Source organism: Virgibacillus sp. L01 (genome assembly GCF_052246775.1).
Classification (GTDB): domain Bacteria; phylum Bacillota; class Bacilli; order Bacillales; family Amphibacillaceae; genus Lentibacillus.
Map to the genome: position 1 here is coordinate 67,688 of NZ_JBQQCP010000009.1, position 16,921 is coordinate 84,608.

At 36.3% G+C, this 16,921-nt stretch carries 24 protein-coding genes and 1 other annotated feature; of the genes, 3 read left to right on the top strand and 21 right to left on the bottom strand.

Going from position 1 to position 16,921, the window contains the following annotated elements; genetic code table 11:
- Nucleotides 1-28: 28 nt before the first annotated feature.
- Together ACTWQM_RS15965 and ACTWQM_RS15970 are read right to left on the bottom strand one after the other, a co-directional pair.
- A complete protein-coding gene (locus ACTWQM_RS15965) occupies nt 29-1,513 on the bottom strand; it encodes a flotillin family protein (protein WP_443259169.1) in 1,485 nt (494 codons plus the stop codon).
- A 127-nt stretch (nt 1,514-1,640) separates the two neighbouring features.
- Nucleotides 1,641-2,045, bottom strand: coding sequence for a VOC family protein (locus ACTWQM_RS15970; protein WP_443259170.1), 405 nt, complete (start codon nt 2,043-2,045; stop codon nt 1,641-1,643).
- A 314-nt stretch (nt 2,046-2,359) separates the two neighbouring features.
- Here ACTWQM_RS15970 and ACTWQM_RS15975 point away from each other — a divergent pair, with 314 nt between their 5' ends.
- Nucleotides 2,360-2,806, top strand: coding sequence for a DUF5392 family protein (locus ACTWQM_RS15975; RefSeq protein WP_443259171.1), 447 nt, complete (start codon nt 2,360-2,362; stop codon nt 2,804-2,806).
- A gap of 400 nt (nt 2,807-3,206) precedes the next feature.
- Here ACTWQM_RS15975 and ACTWQM_RS15980 read toward each other — a convergent pair whose 3' ends face one another.
- The 18 genes from ACTWQM_RS15980 to fosM all read right to left on the bottom strand — a co-directional run bounded on the left by ACTWQM_RS15980 (nt 3,207) and on the right by fosM (nt 14,212).
- Nucleotides 3,207-3,722: a GrpB family protein gene (locus ACTWQM_RS15980; protein WP_443259172.1), complete on the bottom strand. Its 516-nt coding sequence runs from the start codon at nt 3,720-3,722 to the stop codon at nt 3,207-3,209.
- Nucleotides 3,722-4,051: a chaperone CsaA gene (gene csaA / locus ACTWQM_RS15985; protein WP_209481236.1), complete on the bottom strand. Its 330-nt coding sequence runs from the start codon at nt 4,049-4,051 to the stop codon at nt 3,722-3,724. The genes ACTWQM_RS15980 and csaA overlap by 1 nt, the downstream gene beginning before the upstream one ends.
- Nucleotides 4,052-4,241: 190 nt before the next feature.
- Nucleotides 4,242-4,760, bottom strand: coding sequence for a shikimate kinase (locus ACTWQM_RS15990; protein ID WP_443259173.1), 519 nt, complete (start codon nt 4,758-4,760; stop codon nt 4,242-4,244).
- Nucleotides 4,761-4,777: 17 nt separating this feature from the next.
- Complete coding sequence (locus tag ACTWQM_RS15995; RefSeq protein ID WP_443259174.1) at nt 4,778-5,287, bottom strand: GNAT family N-acetyltransferase; 510 nt, start codon at nt 5,285-5,287, stop codon at nt 4,778-4,780.
- A gap of 24 nt (nt 5,288-5,311) precedes the next feature.
- Nucleotides 5,312-5,473, bottom strand: coding sequence for a hypothetical protein (locus ACTWQM_RS16000; protein WP_443259175.1), 162 nt, complete (start codon nt 5,471-5,473; stop codon nt 5,312-5,314).
- 113 nt (nt 5,474-5,586) lie between these two features.
- Entirely contained in the window at nt 5,587-5,943 is a 357-nt protein-coding gene (locus ACTWQM_RS16005) for a hypothetical protein (RefSeq protein ID WP_443259176.1), read from the bottom strand.
- Between the two features lie 45 nt (nt 5,944-5,988).
- Nucleotides 5,989-6,831, bottom strand: a complete 843-nt coding sequence (locus ACTWQM_RS16010) for a metallophosphoesterase (protein WP_443259177.1) — start codon at nt 6,829-6,831, stop codon at nt 5,989-5,991.
- A 114-nt stretch (nt 6,832-6,945) separates the two neighbouring features.
- Nucleotides 6,946-7,428, bottom strand: a complete 483-nt coding sequence (locus tag ACTWQM_RS16015) for a site-2 protease family protein (RefSeq protein ID WP_443259178.1) — start codon at nt 7,426-7,428, stop codon at nt 6,946-6,948.
- Between the two features lie 4 nt (nt 7,429-7,432).
- A complete protein-coding gene (locus tag ACTWQM_RS16020) occupies nt 7,433-8,173 on the bottom strand; it encodes an alpha/beta fold hydrolase (RefSeq protein WP_443259179.1) in 741 nt (246 codons plus the stop codon).
- Nucleotides 8,174-8,410: 237 nt separating this feature from the next.
- A complete protein-coding gene (locus ACTWQM_RS16025; protein WP_443259180.1) occupies nt 8,411-8,566 on the bottom strand; it encodes a hypothetical protein in 156 nt (51 codons plus the stop codon).
- An 87-nt stretch (nt 8,567-8,653) separates the two neighbouring features.
- A complete protein-coding gene (locus ACTWQM_RS16030; RefSeq protein WP_443259181.1) occupies nt 8,654-8,842 on the bottom strand; it encodes a hypothetical protein in 189 nt (62 codons plus the stop codon).
- 88 nt (nt 8,843-8,930) lie between these two features.
- The gene (locus tag ACTWQM_RS16035) at nt 8,931-9,548 is read right to left on the bottom strand and encodes an NUDIX hydrolase (RefSeq protein WP_443259182.1); all 618 of its coding nucleotides are present in this window, start codon (nt 9,546-9,548) and stop codon (nt 8,931-8,933) included.
- A 102-nt stretch (nt 9,549-9,650) separates the two neighbouring features.
- Entirely contained in the window at nt 9,651-10,352 is a 702-nt protein-coding gene (locus tag ACTWQM_RS16040) for an HAD family hydrolase (protein WP_443259183.1), read from the bottom strand.
- A 48-nt stretch (nt 10,353-10,400) separates the two neighbouring features.
- A complete protein-coding gene (locus tag ACTWQM_RS16045; RefSeq protein WP_443259184.1) occupies nt 10,401-10,991 on the bottom strand; it encodes a hypothetical protein in 591 nt (196 codons plus the stop codon).
- Between the two features lie 44 nt (nt 10,992-11,035).
- Nucleotides 11,036-11,266 (bottom strand): alpha/beta fold hydrolase, encoded by a 231-nt coding sequence (locus tag ACTWQM_RS16050; protein ID WP_443259185.1) that lies wholly within the window; start codon nt 11,264-11,266, stop codon nt 11,036-11,038.
- Nucleotides 11,267-11,617: 351 nt separating this feature from the next.
- On the bottom strand, nt 11,618-12,823 hold the full coding sequence (locus ACTWQM_RS16055) for an MFS transporter (protein WP_443259186.1): 1,206 nt from the start codon (nt 12,821-12,823) through the stop codon (nt 11,618-11,620).
- Nucleotides 12,824-12,962: 139 nt separating this feature from the next.
- Nucleotides 12,963-13,215 (bottom strand) — a binding site (T-box leader).
- Nucleotides 13,216-13,271: 56 nt separating this feature from the next.
- Nucleotides 13,272-13,748, bottom strand: a complete 477-nt coding sequence (locus ACTWQM_RS16060; RefSeq protein ID WP_443259187.1) for a GNAT family N-acetyltransferase — start codon at nt 13,746-13,748, stop codon at nt 13,272-13,274.
- A 23-nt stretch (nt 13,749-13,771) separates the two neighbouring features.
- Nucleotides 13,772-14,212 (bottom strand): FosM family fosfomycin resistance protein, encoded by a 441-nt coding sequence (fosM, locus tag ACTWQM_RS16065; protein WP_443259188.1) that lies wholly within the window; start codon nt 14,210-14,212, stop codon nt 13,772-13,774.
- 51 nt (nt 14,213-14,263) lie between these two features.
- Between fosM and ACTWQM_RS16070 the strand changes: the two genes are divergently transcribed.
- Nucleotides 14,264-14,674, top strand: coding sequence for a DUF6376 family protein (locus tag ACTWQM_RS16070; RefSeq protein ID WP_443259189.1), 411 nt, complete (start codon nt 14,264-14,266; stop codon nt 14,672-14,674).
- 252 nt (nt 14,675-14,926) lie between these two features.
- Complete coding sequence (locus tag ACTWQM_RS16075; RefSeq protein ID WP_443259190.1) at nt 14,927-16,162, top strand: MFS transporter; 1,236 nt, start codon at nt 14,927-14,929, stop codon at nt 16,160-16,162.
- Here the strand turns inward: ACTWQM_RS16075 and ACTWQM_RS16080 are convergent.
- On the bottom strand, nt 16,097-16,882 hold the full coding sequence (locus ACTWQM_RS16080) for a helix-turn-helix domain-containing protein (protein ID WP_443259192.1): 786 nt from the start codon (nt 16,880-16,882) through the stop codon (nt 16,097-16,099). The genes ACTWQM_RS16075 and ACTWQM_RS16080 overlap by 66 nt on opposite strands.
- Nucleotides 16,883-16,921: the final 39 nt, after the last annotated feature.

Here is a 16,921-nt window from a genome sequence, read left to right on the forward strand (position 1 = left end):
AAGAATTGCGCCGAAATTTATCCTATATCTATTGATCACCTGCAGCTTCATCAGCAGTTGATGGTGTTTCCTCATTTGAACCTTTAGCTGCTGAGGCTTCATGATAATACTTTTCTCTTTGTGAACCAAAGTGATCGGCATTTCCACGGGACACATAGCTTTCAAGCATTGCCTTCAAATCCATTCCCGTTGTTTCTTTTAATGATTCCTGAATACCGAGCATCGTTGACGTCACACTGTTTGTTATTTTTGATGTACCACCCTGTGAATTTTCTCCGCCCATATCAATCACTTTCATATCCTGAATCTGTGATAGTGGAGCGGCAACTTTTTCAGCGTAATCAGGCAGCACATTGATAAGCATTTCTACAATAGCTGCTTCCCCATATTGCTCCATCGCTTTTGCCATGCGTTCTTTCGATTCAGCTTCGGCAATACCACGCTGACGAATAACTTCTGCTTCTGACTCACCTTTAATGCGGCCCTTTTCTGCTTCTGCTTCAGCTGATTTCGTCGTTTTATATGCTTCAGCATCTGCTATTGAGCGGCGACGTTTGTTTTCTTCTTCCTCAAGCTCAACGGCACGCTGTTTTTCAATATATTGTACTTTAAGTTCTTCATCTTTTACCTGCTGGGCTAATTTTTGACGTTCCAGCTCACCAGCTTGCTCTGCATTTGCTCTTGCACGATTGGTTTCTTTTTCAAATTCAGCTTCCTTAATATCTTTGTCGTTCTTGGATTGGGCTATCGCTGTTAAACGGCGATTTTCTTCATCCTGTGCTTCCTGATCATTTTGTGCCTGATAAATGCGTGTTTCTTTCTCCGCATCAGATTCTGCCTGATCTGCAAGCTTCTGTACTTCCGCTATATGCGGGCGCCCTAAGGCATCAATATAACCATTCTCAACATCAACATCCTCAACATCATTCAAGGCAAAAGATGTGATTTCAAAACCCATACCTTTAAGGTCTGCTTCCGCAATTTTCTTCACCTGTGTATTTACTTCTTTAAAATCGTTGTAAATCTTCTCAATCGAAAGTGAAGCGATAATCGCACGCAAATGCCCGTTTAATACATCTCTTAATTCAGATTCACGTTCATTTTGCTTTTTACCAAGGAATTTTTCAGCAAAGTTAGCCATAATCGCTAACTCACTTCCAATACTGATAACAGCTGTGCTGACTACTCGAACTGGAATACCTTCCTTTGTGTATGCTTTCTCAGAGTCAACTTTCAGCTGGAATGACGTTAAATCAATTGGTGTAGCGGTTTGGAACATACGCAAACGATAGCCACCGCCACGTATAATTTTAACCGAACGTCCATTTTCATCCTGGAATACATTTGTATCCTGCTCAGGATCTCCAAGCTTTGGCCCTGTTACAATCAGTGCCTCATTAGAACTTGCTGTTTTATAGCGCAGTCTAAAAATGAAAAACGCTATTGCTCCTGCAATAATTGCTACGACACCAATAATCGCTAAAATCATTAAAAATAATGCATCTTGAAACATGTAAAAAATCCGCTCCCTTATTAAAATTTATGATTCAATCCACTATTAAAAGTGGATATATTACAGTACGATTACATTTTTATAAAGTTTCAATATTTGAATAATTTGTTCTTAAAATATAAATTATTCAGAGGGTACTAGTTGGAAGATTTATTTGCCATGATACTCCAAACTTATCTGTAATCCAGCCAAACTTTTTACTAAAGGAATAGTCATCTAACGGCATTAGTGCCTCACCACCATCAATTAATTTATCATAGATCCTGTTAATTTCATCTTCTGTATCACAGGTAACAAACAAAGACATTGAAGGTGTAAACGTAAATTCATGCTTTACATTGCTGTCAATACACATAATTTCTTGTCCTTTTAGTAAGAAAGCAGCTTGCATAACACTTCCTTGTTCACCTGATTCATTGGAACCATAACGCGTAATTCTTGTTATTGCTGAATCTTCCCACAGCGTTGTATATAGAGTCATTGCTTCTTCGGCATCTCCTTGAAACATTAGAAATGGTGTAACCTTCGACATTGCAATCAATTCCTTTCTCGTAATAATTATTTAACAAAATTTCTGAGCAAAATTTATGACAATATAAGAATAAAATTATATAATGTTTTTATAATGTAATTCTTTTGGGAATAATTTTAACAGCAAAGTTGTCATTATAGAGTTCGAGATTTCCGAGTTATGAGTACACAATCTCTATTCAAAATTCGTGAAATGGTCACGCTTTGCTGCCAACGTTTCGTTGTTAGCAAGACCTTACCATATATGATGGTTAGGTCTATTTTTAGCAGTTAAGAAGTTTTCTTAAAAACCAAAATGTTAGGAGATGTTTGGTTATGAATAGTTTCATGATGAATAATATGCCTGCCTTTATTGAAAAGGAAATACAGACAATTACCGATATAGTTAAGCCACAGTTGAAAAAGGGTTCAAGATACCTTTTAATTGCGATACCGTTACTGGCCATTTCATTTACGAATCTGATTTTGTTATTAATCGTAGGCGGATGGAATATGGACAATATGCTTTATCTGGCGTTATACGCTTTAATGGGAGCAGTTGGTATCGCATTATATAAAGAATCAAAACATGTTAAAAAAGAAATGCAGCAGATAAGCATGGAGCATATCATTGAAAGAATTAATAAAAGTGAGCATATGAATGATTATGCTAAAAATGAATACGTTCAGAACATTAAGGCTAAACCCAAATTTGGGTTCCACACCTTTTTAACCTTCTTAACTGAAGAAGATCAGCGTAAACAACGAATAATGGAAAATTAATTTTTCGAGAACCTTTAATTGTTAAAGGTTCTCTTTTTCGGCAGTTAGGAAACCACCATGGCTGCTATCATGATAATTAATTTCATATAGAAAGTTTGAGGTTAGCGGACACCAGGGACCTTATTTGGCAAAAATCCACGAAAATGGTGCTGTTTACGGACACCAAGGACCTTATTTCACACAAATACAGTCAAACAACAATGATATTTGTATAATAAGGGCTTCTGTGTCCGATAACTTCGAGAAAGTCACTTTTTTATTGAAATAGCGTCTCCTGTGTCCGCCAAATTAAGTTATAGAGGCATTTTCAAACAAAAGTATAAATACATTCTTACTGCATAAGTGCAACTAACGCTTATCTATATTATAGAGTGGCGATAAGCCAAGTTTTCTAATTAAATTATTGCATGTTATACCATGCTAAAGCACTTTTTTCTGTTTTCATGACAAACGCTTCTTTTCCCTTTATGTAAGACTCCATATCGTAGGGATACTGTTCCATAAGATTACGCTTTAAGGTTCCGTAATCTTTTGCAACATATTGGTGAGCACGTAGATAATCCCTAAATGCCAGATGTCGGTCAATGTGTCGACTCCCTGATTCAAATACATGAATATGGTGTGTTCGATTATCTCCACCCTTCTGAAAATAACGGCGACCTGCTATTCCATACTCACCCATTGCCTCATATCCGATGCTTTCCATTGATCTGTTGCAGGAATCAACCACACTGATATTTTTAACAACTGGCATGATATCAATCACTGGTTTCGCTTCGAGTCCTTGTATTGACGTGCTGCCAATATGATGGATTTCTAAAACCTCTTGGCCAAAAATTGTGCTTAATTTTTCCGCTTCTTCTTTAAACATTAATGGCCACTGATCATTATATGGTGTGACTTCTACCTTTCTCATTAAGATACACGAGTGCCATTCTCGACAGGTTCGTCCGGCCTCAGAAGGACCACATCATCTTTACCCGGCACACCGCCTATCACCAGGACCTCAGACTTAAAACCAGCCACCCGCATTGGAGGAAAGTTCACTACTCCTGCTACTTGACGTCCAACTAGCTGTTCAGGTTCATAACGATGTGTGATTTGAGCAGAAGATTGCTTTATGCCTATTTCGCCAAAATCAACCTCCAACTTAATTGCCGGTTTTCGTGCTTCAGGGAAGGGGGATGCTTTCACTACAGTCCCAATCCGAATATCCAGTTCCATAAAATCTTCAATTGTTGCCAAAGTTATTACCTCCAGTGATTTTTTATTTGCTTTTAAGACTTATTTTATCCATAATTCAGCCAATAGAAGCAGATTAATTATCTTTGTCCTCGGAACTCCGATTATCATCTGATTTCCCCAGAAAGAATAGAAAACCTGCTGATGAAAGAATAGCTAAAACTGCTATTATAAAGCCTATTATCAGTTCCTTCTATAAAAATAAATCTTCAAGCTGTTTTTTATTTGTAACAACGATTGTCTTATTACAATACATTCCATACTTTTCAAAGAAGTTGGGCTTTCCTTCTTCTTCAAACCGCCTGTTCCATTTAAACATTTTGAAAAATATTTTAAGTGTGGGCGTATAATTTGATTTTTCTAAGACAAGTTTTTGTAGGATAAAACGTTTCAAAATTCTATAGTTCCTGATCGCATATTTTGTATCTAAAAAAATTATCACTTCCGCATTATGAAAGCTTTTCGATACCCATTCTTCGTTATGAACTCCTTCAATTACCCAAGCATCAGAATCGATTAAAGTATTTAAATATTCTTCTCTTTCTTTTTCAGATCGTCTTATGTCCCCGGCTCTGTGTCTTTTCCATACAACATTATCCAATTCATAATAAGGAACTTCTAACTTAGATGCTAATTTTTTTGCTAATGTCGTCTTTCCACTTCCAACTGAGCCTAAAATATGTATCTTTTTAGGAAGGTTTTTGGTTTCCATATTTTCTACACCTGCTTTTATTGTTTAAGATACAATACCCTATACTCTTCATCATAATAAATATCATGAATAATGAGTGCACGTTTTTCCGTGCCGAATACCTTGAAGCCTAGTTTACTATAAAGTTTCTTTGCGCTTTCGTTCGTTGTTACGACCGTTAAAATAAGATTTTCTATTGTTTTCATTGATTTTGCGTGGTTGATTGCCTCTAATAGAATTTCATTACCCACACCTAATCCACGCATTTTAGGACTTACATACATTGCAAATATGTTTGCTTTATGTCTTAGTTTCAACGGCGCTTCCTGCATTAAAGTAACAACACCAATCAGATCATTATTATGGAATGCTCCAAATGTGAAGCTCCTCTCTTTTGATAGGTTCTTTGCTACACCTTCGACTGGATTTTCTCTGCTTATTGCCTCTTCATAGCTTGTAGCAAACGCCTCTGGATTTTGTTCTAATGCTTCTAGTCTTAATTTCCAGTATTTTTTTGCATCTGATGCATCTAATAGTCTAATATCCATAAGTTCTCCTTTGTCAATTTTCAGTTACATAGCCCCTCCACCACCGAACGGGCGTCTCCCTCTTTCTTTTTCAACTGCAATTTCCGTTTCTTTTTCCTGTTCCGTCTTTTCACGATGTGGATTGTTACTACGTCTTTTCTTTTTACGTTTGTCGAGAAAAATCATGAAAAAAATAAATATAACCAAGAATATTCCCCATAAGACACTTGAAAGCACTCTATCACTCCATAACTTTAACTGAAATTATCCCTCCACCATGGCTTGGTATACTAAATCCTCATCATTTATTTCTACTATTACTAATGAAGGGGGATTCTCACCATAATCCTTACCATTTGACATAAAAATTTCGGTACCTTTTGGAAGTTTAGTTGCAAAAAAGTTCCTGTACCACCATGTGGCTGTTGTCTGCTTTTAATTTCACCAATTTTTTCACCCTTGGTATAACGATTATCATCTAGCCATTCCCTATTCGAGACATTTGAATAGATTAACCCATCTAACTTAAGGATATCCGCATCAGGGTTGCCTTTTAAAATATCCCGTGCGGTAGGGTTGCCTATACCACCAGAATTGAATGGAAATGTATTCGTTAAGGCTAAGGTTGCCATAATGCCTAACAAGAGGCACAAGGCTATATAGATAATTACTTTCAAATCTCCCCCTCCTGTCCTAAAGACTATCAACCTCTGAATTATTAATCATTTTGTATGCAGCGTAACACTTACAATTTCCGGACGGTTAAAGATTCTCTGAGGAATAATACTATTACCAAGTCCTCTGCTAACAATCATTGCAGAGCCGTTTTTAACATATTTTCCTGCTGTATAATTTGGAAATAGGCCTTGGTCAGGAGCAATTACTCCACCAATAAACGGCAACCTAAACTGACCACCATGTGCATGACCGGAAAAAGTAAGATCTATGTTATGATTCTGGTATACGGAAAACATTTCTGGCCGATGTGATAAAAGAATTGAGAATTCAGCACTCATCTTAAGGCTGTTTATAGATTCACTTACGATACCTTTCTCAGAATAGGAATTTTCGGCTCTTGCAGGGTCATCAATACCCAAAATTGCAATACTACTACCATTCACCTGAATTAGTTCGCTTGAATTCCGAAGCACATTGACTCCCGCAGTTTCTAAGTCATTCTCCAGGGAACTATATTCCTCTGACCACCATTCATGATTTCCAGTTACGAAATATACAGGTGCAATTGCAGTCATATTTTCCATTAATGTAATGCCCGGCTTTTTATTAAAGTCTTTTTGATCGACTATATCTCCGGTAAATACTATTAAATCAGGATTTTCATTTTTAACACGTTCTACTAATCTCTTTTGATTTTCTCCAAAAGATTTACTGTGTAAGTCAGACAGATGAACAATCCTATAACCATCAAAGCTTTCTGGGATTTCACCAGAGTGAACATCTAATTCCGTTGTCGTTAAAACGTTATTTTGATGATAGGAGAGCGCAATTGTGAAAACAATTATTGCCAGTATGATTAGTAACTTCTTTTTCGTGAAAAATTTCAATTTAAATGCCCTGCCTATCGAGTTAGACTACAATCTAACTGAATCTTATCACAATTTATTTGCCCTTGGAATGACTTAATTGAAAAATCCGGGGTGCCAATCATAGTGCGTCTTTTACTTTTTCACAGCCATATATATTCTGTATCCATCAGAAGGAAAACCCTTGTATGGCCCCCACCATTTAGGATATTTTATTGGTATAATCGTAAGAAGAAAATTTAACATGTTAAACAGTGAAATACCGGCAGCAAACTTCCCAATCTCTGGCTGCGTTATACAAATGGAAAAAATATAAAACAGGATTGATAAAAAGAGTGACATTGTTGGACCGCCTGCCGCAATAATTCCTCTTTGAAAGTTTGTTTGCTTTACATCTCCTTTTGAAAAATTACAATAACCGAAAAAAGCTAAAGTAATATGGAAATGCATTCTACCTATCTTAAAGATTTCTTTATTACTCGTGTTAGCAGGTCCGAGGAAAACTCTTGCATTTTCGCGTGTAAAAGCAATAATTCCAACTGCATGGCCAACTTCATGAAGTAAGATAGATAATGGGATGGCCACTATATAAAAGATAATAAGTAGCATCATTTCCATATCGTCACCTCATGCCATGTTCGATATTCTGATCCGTGTCGTGCAGGAACATTTCTAATATTTTTGTATATAATTCTGGCTGTTCGGAATGAACTAGGTGCGATGCAAACGGAATTATAGATACATGAACATCTTCTTTCATTATTTGGTATAATATAGCACTGTTTGTTTCACCCTTATTTCCTTCACCAACCATATACAGAACGGGTGATTCAATACCATTGAAATCTTTTGTCTGCTGAAATGGATACCAATCTTCATCCTTAGCCATATACAAAAACTGCTTCCAATCAGAACTATGCAGATTGTCAAAGTAATTTACCATAGCATCATCTAATAATAATTGAGCCTGATGTTCTGCATCTTGTTTGTGCATTTCGAGCCAGTTATCTGGTTTTTCCGCCAGAACACCTGAAATGGTCAAACTCCTTACCTTATTTGGATATTTTTTCGCAAAGCATAAACTAACCAAAGCACCTAATGAGCAACCCACAATATGTGCAGATTCCACACCCAGATCGTTGAGTGTCTCAGCAACATCTGAAGCTGAGTCATCGAAAAAATTGGTGAAGTTGTTTTCAATTGATTTGCCGTGGCCTCTTAAATCGGGAAGAATGATTTTAAATTTATCCTTAAAATATTCTTTCTGGTATTCAAAATCTATTAAACCTGTCTGCAAACCCGTATGAAGAAATACAATAGGTTCTCCATCACCAAAAACGTCAGTATGTAATATCATATCCATTCCCACATTTCTATTTAATTTATTTTCGAAATTATTGGTTCATACTAGGAAATTATATCTACCTTATGTTCAATACAAGCCAATGAAAAATGCCTTAAACTTTTGTCTGGCAACGCCGATTTCCTGCTTATAAAATCAAAATAATATCATAGATTCGAAATGCCTTACCTTTATATACTTCATCATCGTAAATTACGGAATATGTAACATAATTTGGAAAGTCGATCTGTAAGGTTGTCACTTCGCTGTCAGAATCTGGGTGTATAAGTAAGTAGTTAAATCCTCACTTTTATTTACAGTTATCCTCAACCTTACTTCTTTTGTTCTTGGTTCCAGGATACCTTCAAATGAAATATCATACCCTTTGTCCTTTACCAGATCTTCAAATTTCATTAGGTCACCCCTTTCACTGTGTTAACGCTATTCCTCCATTTTTCACGAGACTAAGAGTTAGTGGATCTCTCTAATAATTTTATATCTCTATAAATTTTGCTTATATATTTTGTCAGCTCTATTCACACTAATGAACATTAAACTTAACGCAACAACAATAAATAACACCCAGTAATTACTACTGTTTGCTGCTAGTACTATTGCAATTACCCCTAATAAAATTGATATGGAGAAACCGAGCATAGATTTTAAATCTCTCAGTACCGGCCAGTTCATTTTTTCTGCCCCCCATTTATTACCATATTTCAATAATTATTATTTGCGTTTTCATATTCTGTCAGGATCACCTTGAAGTACAGAAAATCTAATCAACTAGTGATAATTTACTAGGATTTCTTAAATAATCAAAAAGCATTTTTATCTGGGTTTCTGTATTTCTCCCAGTTGAGAGTTTAGGGAGATTGTTTTCAGAAAAAAACCGTACATCTTTCGTTTCTATCCCAATTTCTGCTTGCCCTCCGATTAATTCGCATTGAATAAATATCTTGTAATAATGATAAGGTTGAGGTGGATGAGAATGTTTATTCATATCTAACAGTGCAACTAATTTTTTGGCGATGACATCATAACCTGACTCCTCTTTAACCTCTTTAATAATATTTTCAGAAGGTGATAACCCAATATCACAAAAGCCTCCCGGTAATGACCATTTATCATCAATTTTTTCCCGTACCATTAAAATTTTACCATCATTAAAAACAGCTCCACGTACATCTGCTTTAGGGGTTTGATAACCTGTTTCATTTGTGAACAACCCCTCTATTTTTTCCATTTCCAAATCAGTATATTGCTCCATTATCTCAGTACTAATCTTTCGCAGTTCTTCATACCTTTCAATATCGTACATATCATTTGAAAACGATAGCCCTGATTGAGAGATTGATTGAATTTTTTTTGCCCATTCTAACCATTTATAACTCATTTTGAACACCTTCCCCTGAAAATTTTTAATCATTAGCTTAAAGACTTAATTTCTTTATGATTTGGTTAACATGGAACTGGGATAAGCAATAAAATTTATGGTTTATTTCAACACTCTACTGGCTAAATCAGATAAACTATTGTTATTTAATTCACGTATAATTAAAGGTATTTCCTTCAAATCATCAACTTTAAGATCTGCTTCAATATCAGACCCTTTACCATCTCTTTTCCAAACACCTTTCATGCCTGCATTTTGAGCAGCTTTTACATCTTTTTCTGGATGGTCGCCAATAAACATAGCTTCAGTGGATGAAACGTTAAGTTTATCCAGGGCTTTATTGAAAATTTGAGGGTCAGGCTTTTTCATGCCTTCCCATTCGGATATAAGAATTGTTTCAAAGTAGTCTTCAATACCCAATGACCTTATATTATCCATTTGAAATTGCCCTTTGCCATTTGTAACCATTCCAAGAACAAGATTGCTGTTTCTCAATTTTTCTAACATATTAATAAGATTAGGGAAAGGAACACAGCTGTTTTTAAATTGGCTGATATAATCCTGGAGCAAATCTTCCCACGTTATTCCTGTAATATTAAAATCATCAACTAACTGTTGATATACGGCATCTTTCCAAACGTATCCTTGATTATCAAGCCCTATGAATCTTGCTATGTATTTGTCTTTTGGTACATGGCTTAACCATTGATATAATCGTTCGTATTGCTTATCAACAAACATTTTTACTGATTCATCACGATTCAGCAGAGTTCCATCTAAATCAAATAAGACAGCCTTAATCATTCTTCCCACTCTCCCATACATTCTCAAACTGCCTGTTAATAGTATTTTTTAGCCTTCTAATATTTCGTTTTGAGGATAACCTAAAAATTCTTTTATCTCAACTAAGCATTTTTCATCTGCCCAATGTACGTAGTGATGGCTGTCTATTTTGAATAGTTTCAGATTACTAGTTGGATTAAGTTTGTTAACTGCATTATCTGTTATACGTGCTCTTTCTTCATCAATATCTTTGAAGGATGCGTATATTAAAAGACAAGGGCGGCTAATTTTCTGGAGTATTTTAGGCAAATTCAGACGATAATAACCGAACATAAAACGTAGACCTTCACCAGTAAAAGGCACTTCTTCCATTAAGGCTTTATTTATATAGTCAGATTCTTCTAGTTTAAACTTTTCACAAAAATCCCTTAGTTGTTTTTCATTTGTATTTGATGAATTATTATCATCATCCGAAATAAAAAACATCTTAATCCGTTTAATTAGTTTGTCTCCAAGTAGTCTTTCCATCAAGCTGATAACTGGTATTACATAGCCAAAAAGGCCAAATTCACTTATAGGAAATCTGGGTAATTTTAGGTGTCCTTGATCTAACAATACTATTCTGTTTACATACTCTGGGTATACAGATGCAAAACACATTGCAATGCCACCTCCTATTGAATGTCCGACAAGAGTAACATCCTCTAACTTGTTTGGTCAGCGTACTGTTTTACCCAGGAAGCTATATCAAGCATTGATACGCTGCCTTTTAATCCATCACTCTTACCCAATCCTGGTAGATCCAACAAATGGCATTCATAACTTCCAGCCAATGATTCTGCTATATTCAAACCCTCATTTCCCGAGAATCCTAATGCAGGAAGAAAAATCAAAGGTTTCCCTTGGCCAATTATCACAGAATGATATTTTCCCATTAATAAAAACCACCTTCTTATTACTATCACAAATTCTAGATATAGTTTAACACAAATATTCAGAATACCTTGTAAATTTAATATCTATTATTAGGGAACGGATCTGTTTGTTTGGTTTTAATTATGGCTGTATTTTAAACGATTGTGCTTTTTCCAAGCCCAGTTGATATAAAATTAGACATGGGCTCACTCATCAAGGTTATGAGAACCCGAATTCTGCCCAAATAGCGCGAAACGTGTCTTCATCGGGGTTATGAGAGCACTAACGCTGTTTATATTGCGTGAAACGGTCACTCATCGGTGTTATGAGACCCGGTTGATTATTTTTCCATATTACTAAGTAGTTTAAGATTAAAAGCTGCAAAACTTACGAAAAGACCCTAAATTATACATAAACAAAAGTCCTGTCACCACCAACATAATAAATGCCCCAGCAATCACAACAACCTGAATCGAGATCAATTGCGCTGCAACACCCATCACTGAAGTCATCACGATAATTAATATTGCTTCTGCCAGCCCGTAAACACTGCCAATTCTGCCCATGACTTCGACTGGAATATTGTCTTGATAAAATGTGTAGAAGCCTGTATTGGCGAATGCCAGTGAAAAGGAAAGGATAAAGAATCCTACAGCCGCTACGAGATAACCACCGGAGAACGCATAGATAATATAGCCAATAGAAACAAACAATGATCCTGCTCCAATTAACAACGCTACAGAAATTTTCTTTACAGAAACAGCATTTATTATTGCTCCCACAACAATTCCTGCTCCGGCAATACTCACAAGAAACCCGTATTTTCCATCCGTTAAGCCCAGAACCTCTTTTGCAAATGCTGCCTCGAGTGAATCTATCGCCGTAGCCATCACCATCATACTACTAAACAGAAAGTAAATTATCATTACAGAGACATTCCGATGACTGAAGTGCAACACAGCAAACCAGTCTTTTTTTAGTGCTTCTAAAGAAAACTTTTCCTGATGGATGATTCTATTTTTTTCAAGGTTAGGCATGAGCAATGTGATAAGACCTGACAAGAATAACGCGATTGCATTGATAAAAATGGCGAAGTGGGGAGTTCCAATGATAAACAACAGACCGGCTATCGCTGGACCAATGAGGAAACCTCCTGAATCAATCAGGCTGCGCAGCGAATTGAACCGTTTCCGCTGTTCAATTGGAATCAATTTTGTTATATATGTCATCGATGTTGGCTCAAATATGGAACTAGCCATATTGATACAGAACACACAAAAGTAAATAAGCCAAACCGTTGAAAATGCAGGTAATATGGCAATAACCACAGCCCGAAAGATATCCAAAAATATCATTAGGTTTCTTTTGTTAAGACGGTCTATTAAACTGCCAGACCAACTATTTGTACAGATTGTTGCCACTGGTTTCAGAATATATAGTGCAACCACAGCTAATGGGGATCCTGTCATATCCAGTACTATTAAATTTAATGCGATTAAGAAAATCCATTCTCCTATATTAGATACACCTATACCGAATAATAGGATTGCGGTATATTTCCATTTTTCTAATTTCATCATTCCTCACTCCTTTGCTTAGAAAACTTGGCTTATCGCCAATCCTTAATGTAGATAAGCCTTAATTGCACTTATGCAGTAAGAAAGGATTTATACTTTCTTAACTGCCAAATAAAAAACTCGCCCTCAAGAAATTAATCTTGAGGACGAGTTAACGCGCATCGCGGTGCCACCCCAGTTTATCAATATGTCACCATATCAAACTTATCAGGTACGGTATGAACATACGTATACCCTAGCCCTATAACAGGAGCACCTGTCACACTATCCCCTTTTGGTTCCAATGTGATGCTCAGAGCCTTGCTTCAACATGGTCATTCCTGCTCCTTTTCAGCGTCTGGAGCTCTCTTTAAAGAATGAAACATATTTACTCTTCTCATCAACGCATCTTTCCGATTTAGTTAAAAGATAGATTATCAAAATTAGATGACTTTGTAAAGAAGGCTTTTTATTTAGCCTCCCTCACCATCGTTATAAAGCTTGTCGTGTCAGTGTCAAATTCTGTTCGTTTTACAAATCCCAACTTTTCATAAAGATGAATGGCTCGTTCGTTAAATGTTGCTACTGTTAGTCGATGATGTGAATCATTATAGTTTTCTTGAATGTATGAAAAAATGAATGAGCAAAATTCAAAGCCAAACCCTTGTCCAGTACGACTGGGCTTCATCCCAAACCCTACATCCAGCATATCTTCATCATATGCGCCCACTTTCCTGCCAGGCGGTACTTGGGCTGGTCCACCTATACAAAAATAACCAAATAATTCGTTATCCTGATCAACTATTGCGTGATATGATCCTCCCAAAAATTCCTGCAAAGTGTCATTAGTCAACGCATTATTATAAAGATCATACGGTTCAGCATATCTCCAATTAAGTGCTTCGACTGCCCGTTCTTCGTCCATATTTTTTATAAATAATTGCATGTTGTGACCTCTTTCCTTCTGCTTTAATCAAAAAATTCCATGTGCGACTTTTCCTGTCTATAATAATCGATTCTGTCCTGCAAAGTTCCTGTATGAAATTCGAACTTGTGCCCATCTGGGTCTGTAAAATAAATAGACTTCTTGTCCCGCTCGTCTCTTGGACGGCCCGATATAATATTTACGTTAAGCCGCTCCAGCTTTGCATACATTTCATCAAATTTGTCTTCCTCAATGGAAAATGCCATATGTGTATAGGATTCATGTATTTCGTTTCGCGGGATGTTTGCTTCAACATTCAATGCCAGCCATAATCCATCCAGGTCAAAGTAGGCTGTATTTTTCCCTTTCACTAAAAGTTTCGCGTTAAAAACCTCTTCGTAAAATTTTATTGACTGATTCAAATTTGAAACTGAAAACAGTAGATGATTTATTTGCATTAGGGTCCAACTCCAATAACAAGACATAACATATATTCCATGTTATGTTATATGCAGAATAATTGAAAGGAGAGTTATATGAAAAAATTAATTATTTCGCTAATCATGGTAACAATCTTAATACTTAGCGGATGTTCTTTTCTACAGGAAGCAAATGATTCGTTGAACTATGCAACGGAAACAACCGAGTATATAAATGAGCTAAGCACTTTTGCAGAAGAAGCACCTAATCTTGAAGGGCAAGAACTTAAGTCCAGATTGGAATCACTAAAGGGTACGATCAAGGACTTTATGGAAATAGAACCTCCATCAATGGCCAAAGATATTCATAAAGAATTAGAAAACAAGAGCCAAGTGCTGCTTGATGCTACGAATAAGATTTTACAGGACGGCGAAGTAACAATCGAACAGTTGAAGCAATCCGAAATTTATAAGACCATCGATAATATCACAAAGCTTAAAAATCAAATTGAGGATTTGGGATTATAACGGGCTTCAGCATTCTCGTTTTTATTAGAAGACTGATGTTTTCGTGGTTCACAATTTCCTACAATAAGTGTGTATCTTTATAGTACTATCGAATGCTAGCCACAAAAAGTGTCATTAATTTTTTAAAAAAATTAATGACACTTTTTTGCTTTTGGTAACGATTATTATAGTAGAATATTGCTTGTTTTTTTAGCAATATACAATAAGACGTGTTCTTCTGCTATTGGTAAAGTACTAGTAGAGGTGAAAAACATGTATAAAGAACTGCTGCAAAACAAGAACATTCGGTACTATTTAATTGGTGGTGGGATATCTCGTTTGGGTGATATGTTATCCGGGATGGCGTTTCTATTTCTCGCGTATGAGATTACAGAATCAACTATATATACTACGGCAATGGCAATCGCAGAGACGGCGCCATATCTTTTATTTGGCTTAATTGGAGGGGTGGTTGCTGATTGGCTGCCGAGGAAAAAACTATTAATTACGCTTGACCTATTGCGTATACCACTTATCTTTTCAATTTTTCTATTACATCGTTTCAATCTGTTGGATTATTATTACTTACTCATTGTTAGCTTTGCTATTCAAACGATCGGCTGCTTTTTCAATCCAACACACCGGGCTATTTTACCAATTATTACTGAGCCCGAGGAACGCTCGCTAACGAACAGTTTGAACGATACCCTGGGGCGTGGTGTTACGGTTCTAAGCCCGGTCATTTCAGTTTGGCTGTTAACATATGGTACTATTTATTTTTTCATTATAGATGCGCTAACCTATTTAATCAGTGTCATTTGTCTGCTTCAAGTACATTTCACGGAAATTAAACAAGAAGTGAACAAGTCTGTCAAAGGTGTTTTCTTTGCTATAGCGGAATTCTTCACTTGGGCTAAACGAAACATCACCATTAGGCAACTATTTACTATTACGTTTTTAATCGTATTCTTTAACACGTGGGTATGGGAAGTTGGGCTGTTACTTGCACTTTCACAATTGAGTGGTAAAAGTGAGGAATTATACGCTATTCTTCAAGGAGTATTTGGCGGGGCTGTTATTTTAACAAACATTGCAATTCCATATTTCATTAAAAAAATGACGATGAAAATCTATCTGACAGGGGCTTTCATCTGGGGAGCTGGCATTACATACTATGGTATATTTTATCAGATTGAACATTTCTTTATCGGTGCAATCCTCGTGGGCATTGGGTTGCCAATTTCCAGTCTTGCCAGAGTATACCTGATTCAGTCACTTGTTCCTGAAAATAAACTTGGGCGTGCATTCAGTTCTAATGCATTCCTGCTTTACCTGGCAAATACTATCTCACTCCTGTTTTATGGGATGCTTGTATACTTTGTTCCGATTCAATGGCTAATGATTGGAAGTGGCATAATAATCGTAATAGTAAGCATTGCAGTACTACTTACTATTACGATAAAACATGCGAAACTCAGTTGGCGTTCTCCCATAAACTTTCTTAAATAGATTATTATAGGAAGAGATATTTTTGAATCCTACTTTGAATGCAATTGACAGAATCGACTCTCCCGTTTGAATAAGAAGTTGCTGACTCTTTATCAGACGGTAAAGTTGGAGCCACGAATATGGAGATAAGCCTGTTTGTTTTTTAAACATATGTGCAAACTGATATTTATTTATCCCAGACTGCTTAGCCATTTCAGCAAGTGTCCAGTTCTCATCATAGCTCTCCTTTAAAGCATTGGTTACATTCTCTAGTTCACCAGACACCGGTAAATCATTAGAGTGTGAACCAGGACTGTTTTGTAACATAAGTATGGCAAGCTGGGTAAGACTGTTTTCGATAAATAATTCATTGGATGAAACAGTTATGTATTCACGAATAAAGGATATCCAGTTCACGATTTGCGGGTTTATAGAAGGTAATAATGCGAATTCCGGATCAGTTAGTTTAAAACCTAGCTGTTCCGCGACTTCACGCAACAAGAGTTGCTCCACCTCTACTAAAAACTTCTCTTCGGTGACATGAAGCTGTTTATGCTCCTGGCCTGGATTTAAAATTAAAGAACTACCAGCATCAATTGATATATCACGCTGATTTGTTTGATACAGTCCTTTTCCATGTGGTGAAAAAATCAGCTTATAGCAATCGTCACTTCTCCAATTACGCTCCCCCAAGCTATCATGACGCATGAGAAGCAAGCCTTTATCGTGTTCTACTATCATTTCGTAAACCCCTTAACATTTATACTTGCTCAATTTCTG

What these genes read in the sequence shown, in the direction of transcription:
- ACTWQM_RS15965 (WP_443259169.1), bottom strand. Translation starts at nt 1,513, where the DNA reads ATGTTTCAAGATGCATTATTTTTAATGATTTTAGCGATTATTGGTGTC.
- ACTWQM_RS15970 (WP_443259170.1), bottom strand. Translation starts at nt 2,045, where the DNA reads ATGTCGAAGGTTACACCATTTCTAATGTTTCAAGGAGATGCCGAAGAA.
- ACTWQM_RS15975 (WP_443259171.1), top strand. Translation starts at nt 2,360, where the DNA reads ATGAATAGTTTCATGATGAATAATATGCCTGCCTTTATTGAAAAGGAA.
- ACTWQM_RS15980 (WP_443259172.1), bottom strand. Translation starts at nt 3,722, where the DNA reads ATGAGAAAGGTAGAAGTCACACCATATAATGATCAGTGGCCATTAATG.
- ACTWQM_RS15990 (WP_443259173.1), bottom strand. Translation starts at nt 4,760, where the DNA reads ATGGAAACCAAAAACCTTCCTAAAAAGATACATATTTTAGGCTCAGTT.
- ACTWQM_RS15995 (WP_443259174.1), bottom strand. Translation starts at nt 5,287, where the DNA reads ATGGATATTAGACTATTAGATGCATCAGATGCAAAAAAATACTGGAAA.
- ACTWQM_RS16015 (WP_443259178.1), bottom strand. Translation starts at nt 7,428, where the DNA reads ATGGAAATGATGCTACTTATTATCTTTTATATAGTGGCCATCCCATTA.
- ACTWQM_RS16020 (WP_443259179.1), bottom strand. Translation starts at nt 8,173, where the DNA reads ATGGATATGATATTACATACTGACGTTTTTGGTGATGGAGAACCTATT.
- ACTWQM_RS16025 (WP_443259180.1), bottom strand. Translation starts at nt 8,566, where the DNA reads ATGAAATTTGAAGATCTGGTAAAGGACAAAGGGTATGATATTTCATTT.
- ACTWQM_RS16030 (WP_443259181.1), bottom strand. Translation starts at nt 8,842, where the DNA reads ATGAACTGGCCGGTACTGAGAGATTTAAAATCTATGCTCGGTTTCTCC.
- ACTWQM_RS16035 (WP_443259182.1), bottom strand. Translation starts at nt 9,548, where the DNA reads ATGAGTTATAAATGGTTAGAATGGGCAAAAAAAATTCAATCAATCTCT.
- ACTWQM_RS16040 (WP_443259183.1), bottom strand. Translation starts at nt 10,352, where the DNA reads ATGATTAAGGCTGTCTTATTTGATTTAGATGGAACTCTGCTGAATCGT.
- ACTWQM_RS16045 (WP_443259184.1), bottom strand. Translation starts at nt 10,991, where the DNA reads ATGTGTTTTGCATCTGTATACCCAGAGTATGTAAACAGAATAGTATTG.
- ACTWQM_RS16050 (WP_443259185.1), bottom strand. Translation starts at nt 11,266, where the DNA reads ATGGGAAAATATCATTCTGTGATAATTGGCCAAGGGAAACCTTTGATT.
- ACTWQM_RS16055 (WP_443259186.1), bottom strand. Translation starts at nt 12,823, where the DNA reads ATGAAATTAGAAAAATGGAAATATACCGCAATCCTATTATTCGGTATA.
- ACTWQM_RS16060 (WP_443259187.1), bottom strand. Translation starts at nt 13,748, where the DNA reads ATGCAATTATTTATAAAAAATATGGACGAAGAACGGGCAGTCGAAGCA.
- fosM (WP_443259188.1), bottom strand. Translation starts at nt 14,212, where the DNA reads ATGTCTTGTTATTGGAGTTGGACCCTAATGCAAATAAATCATCTACTG.
- ACTWQM_RS16070 (WP_443259189.1), top strand. Translation starts at nt 14,264, where the DNA reads ATGAAAAAATTAATTATTTCGCTAATCATGGTAACAATCTTAATACTT.
- ACTWQM_RS16075 (WP_443259190.1), top strand. Translation starts at nt 14,927, where the DNA reads ATGTATAAAGAACTGCTGCAAAACAAGAACATTCGGTACTATTTAATT.
- ACTWQM_RS16080 (WP_443259192.1), bottom strand. Translation starts at nt 16,882, where the DNA reads ATGATAGTAGAACACGATAAAGGCTTGCTTCTCATGCGTCATGATAGC.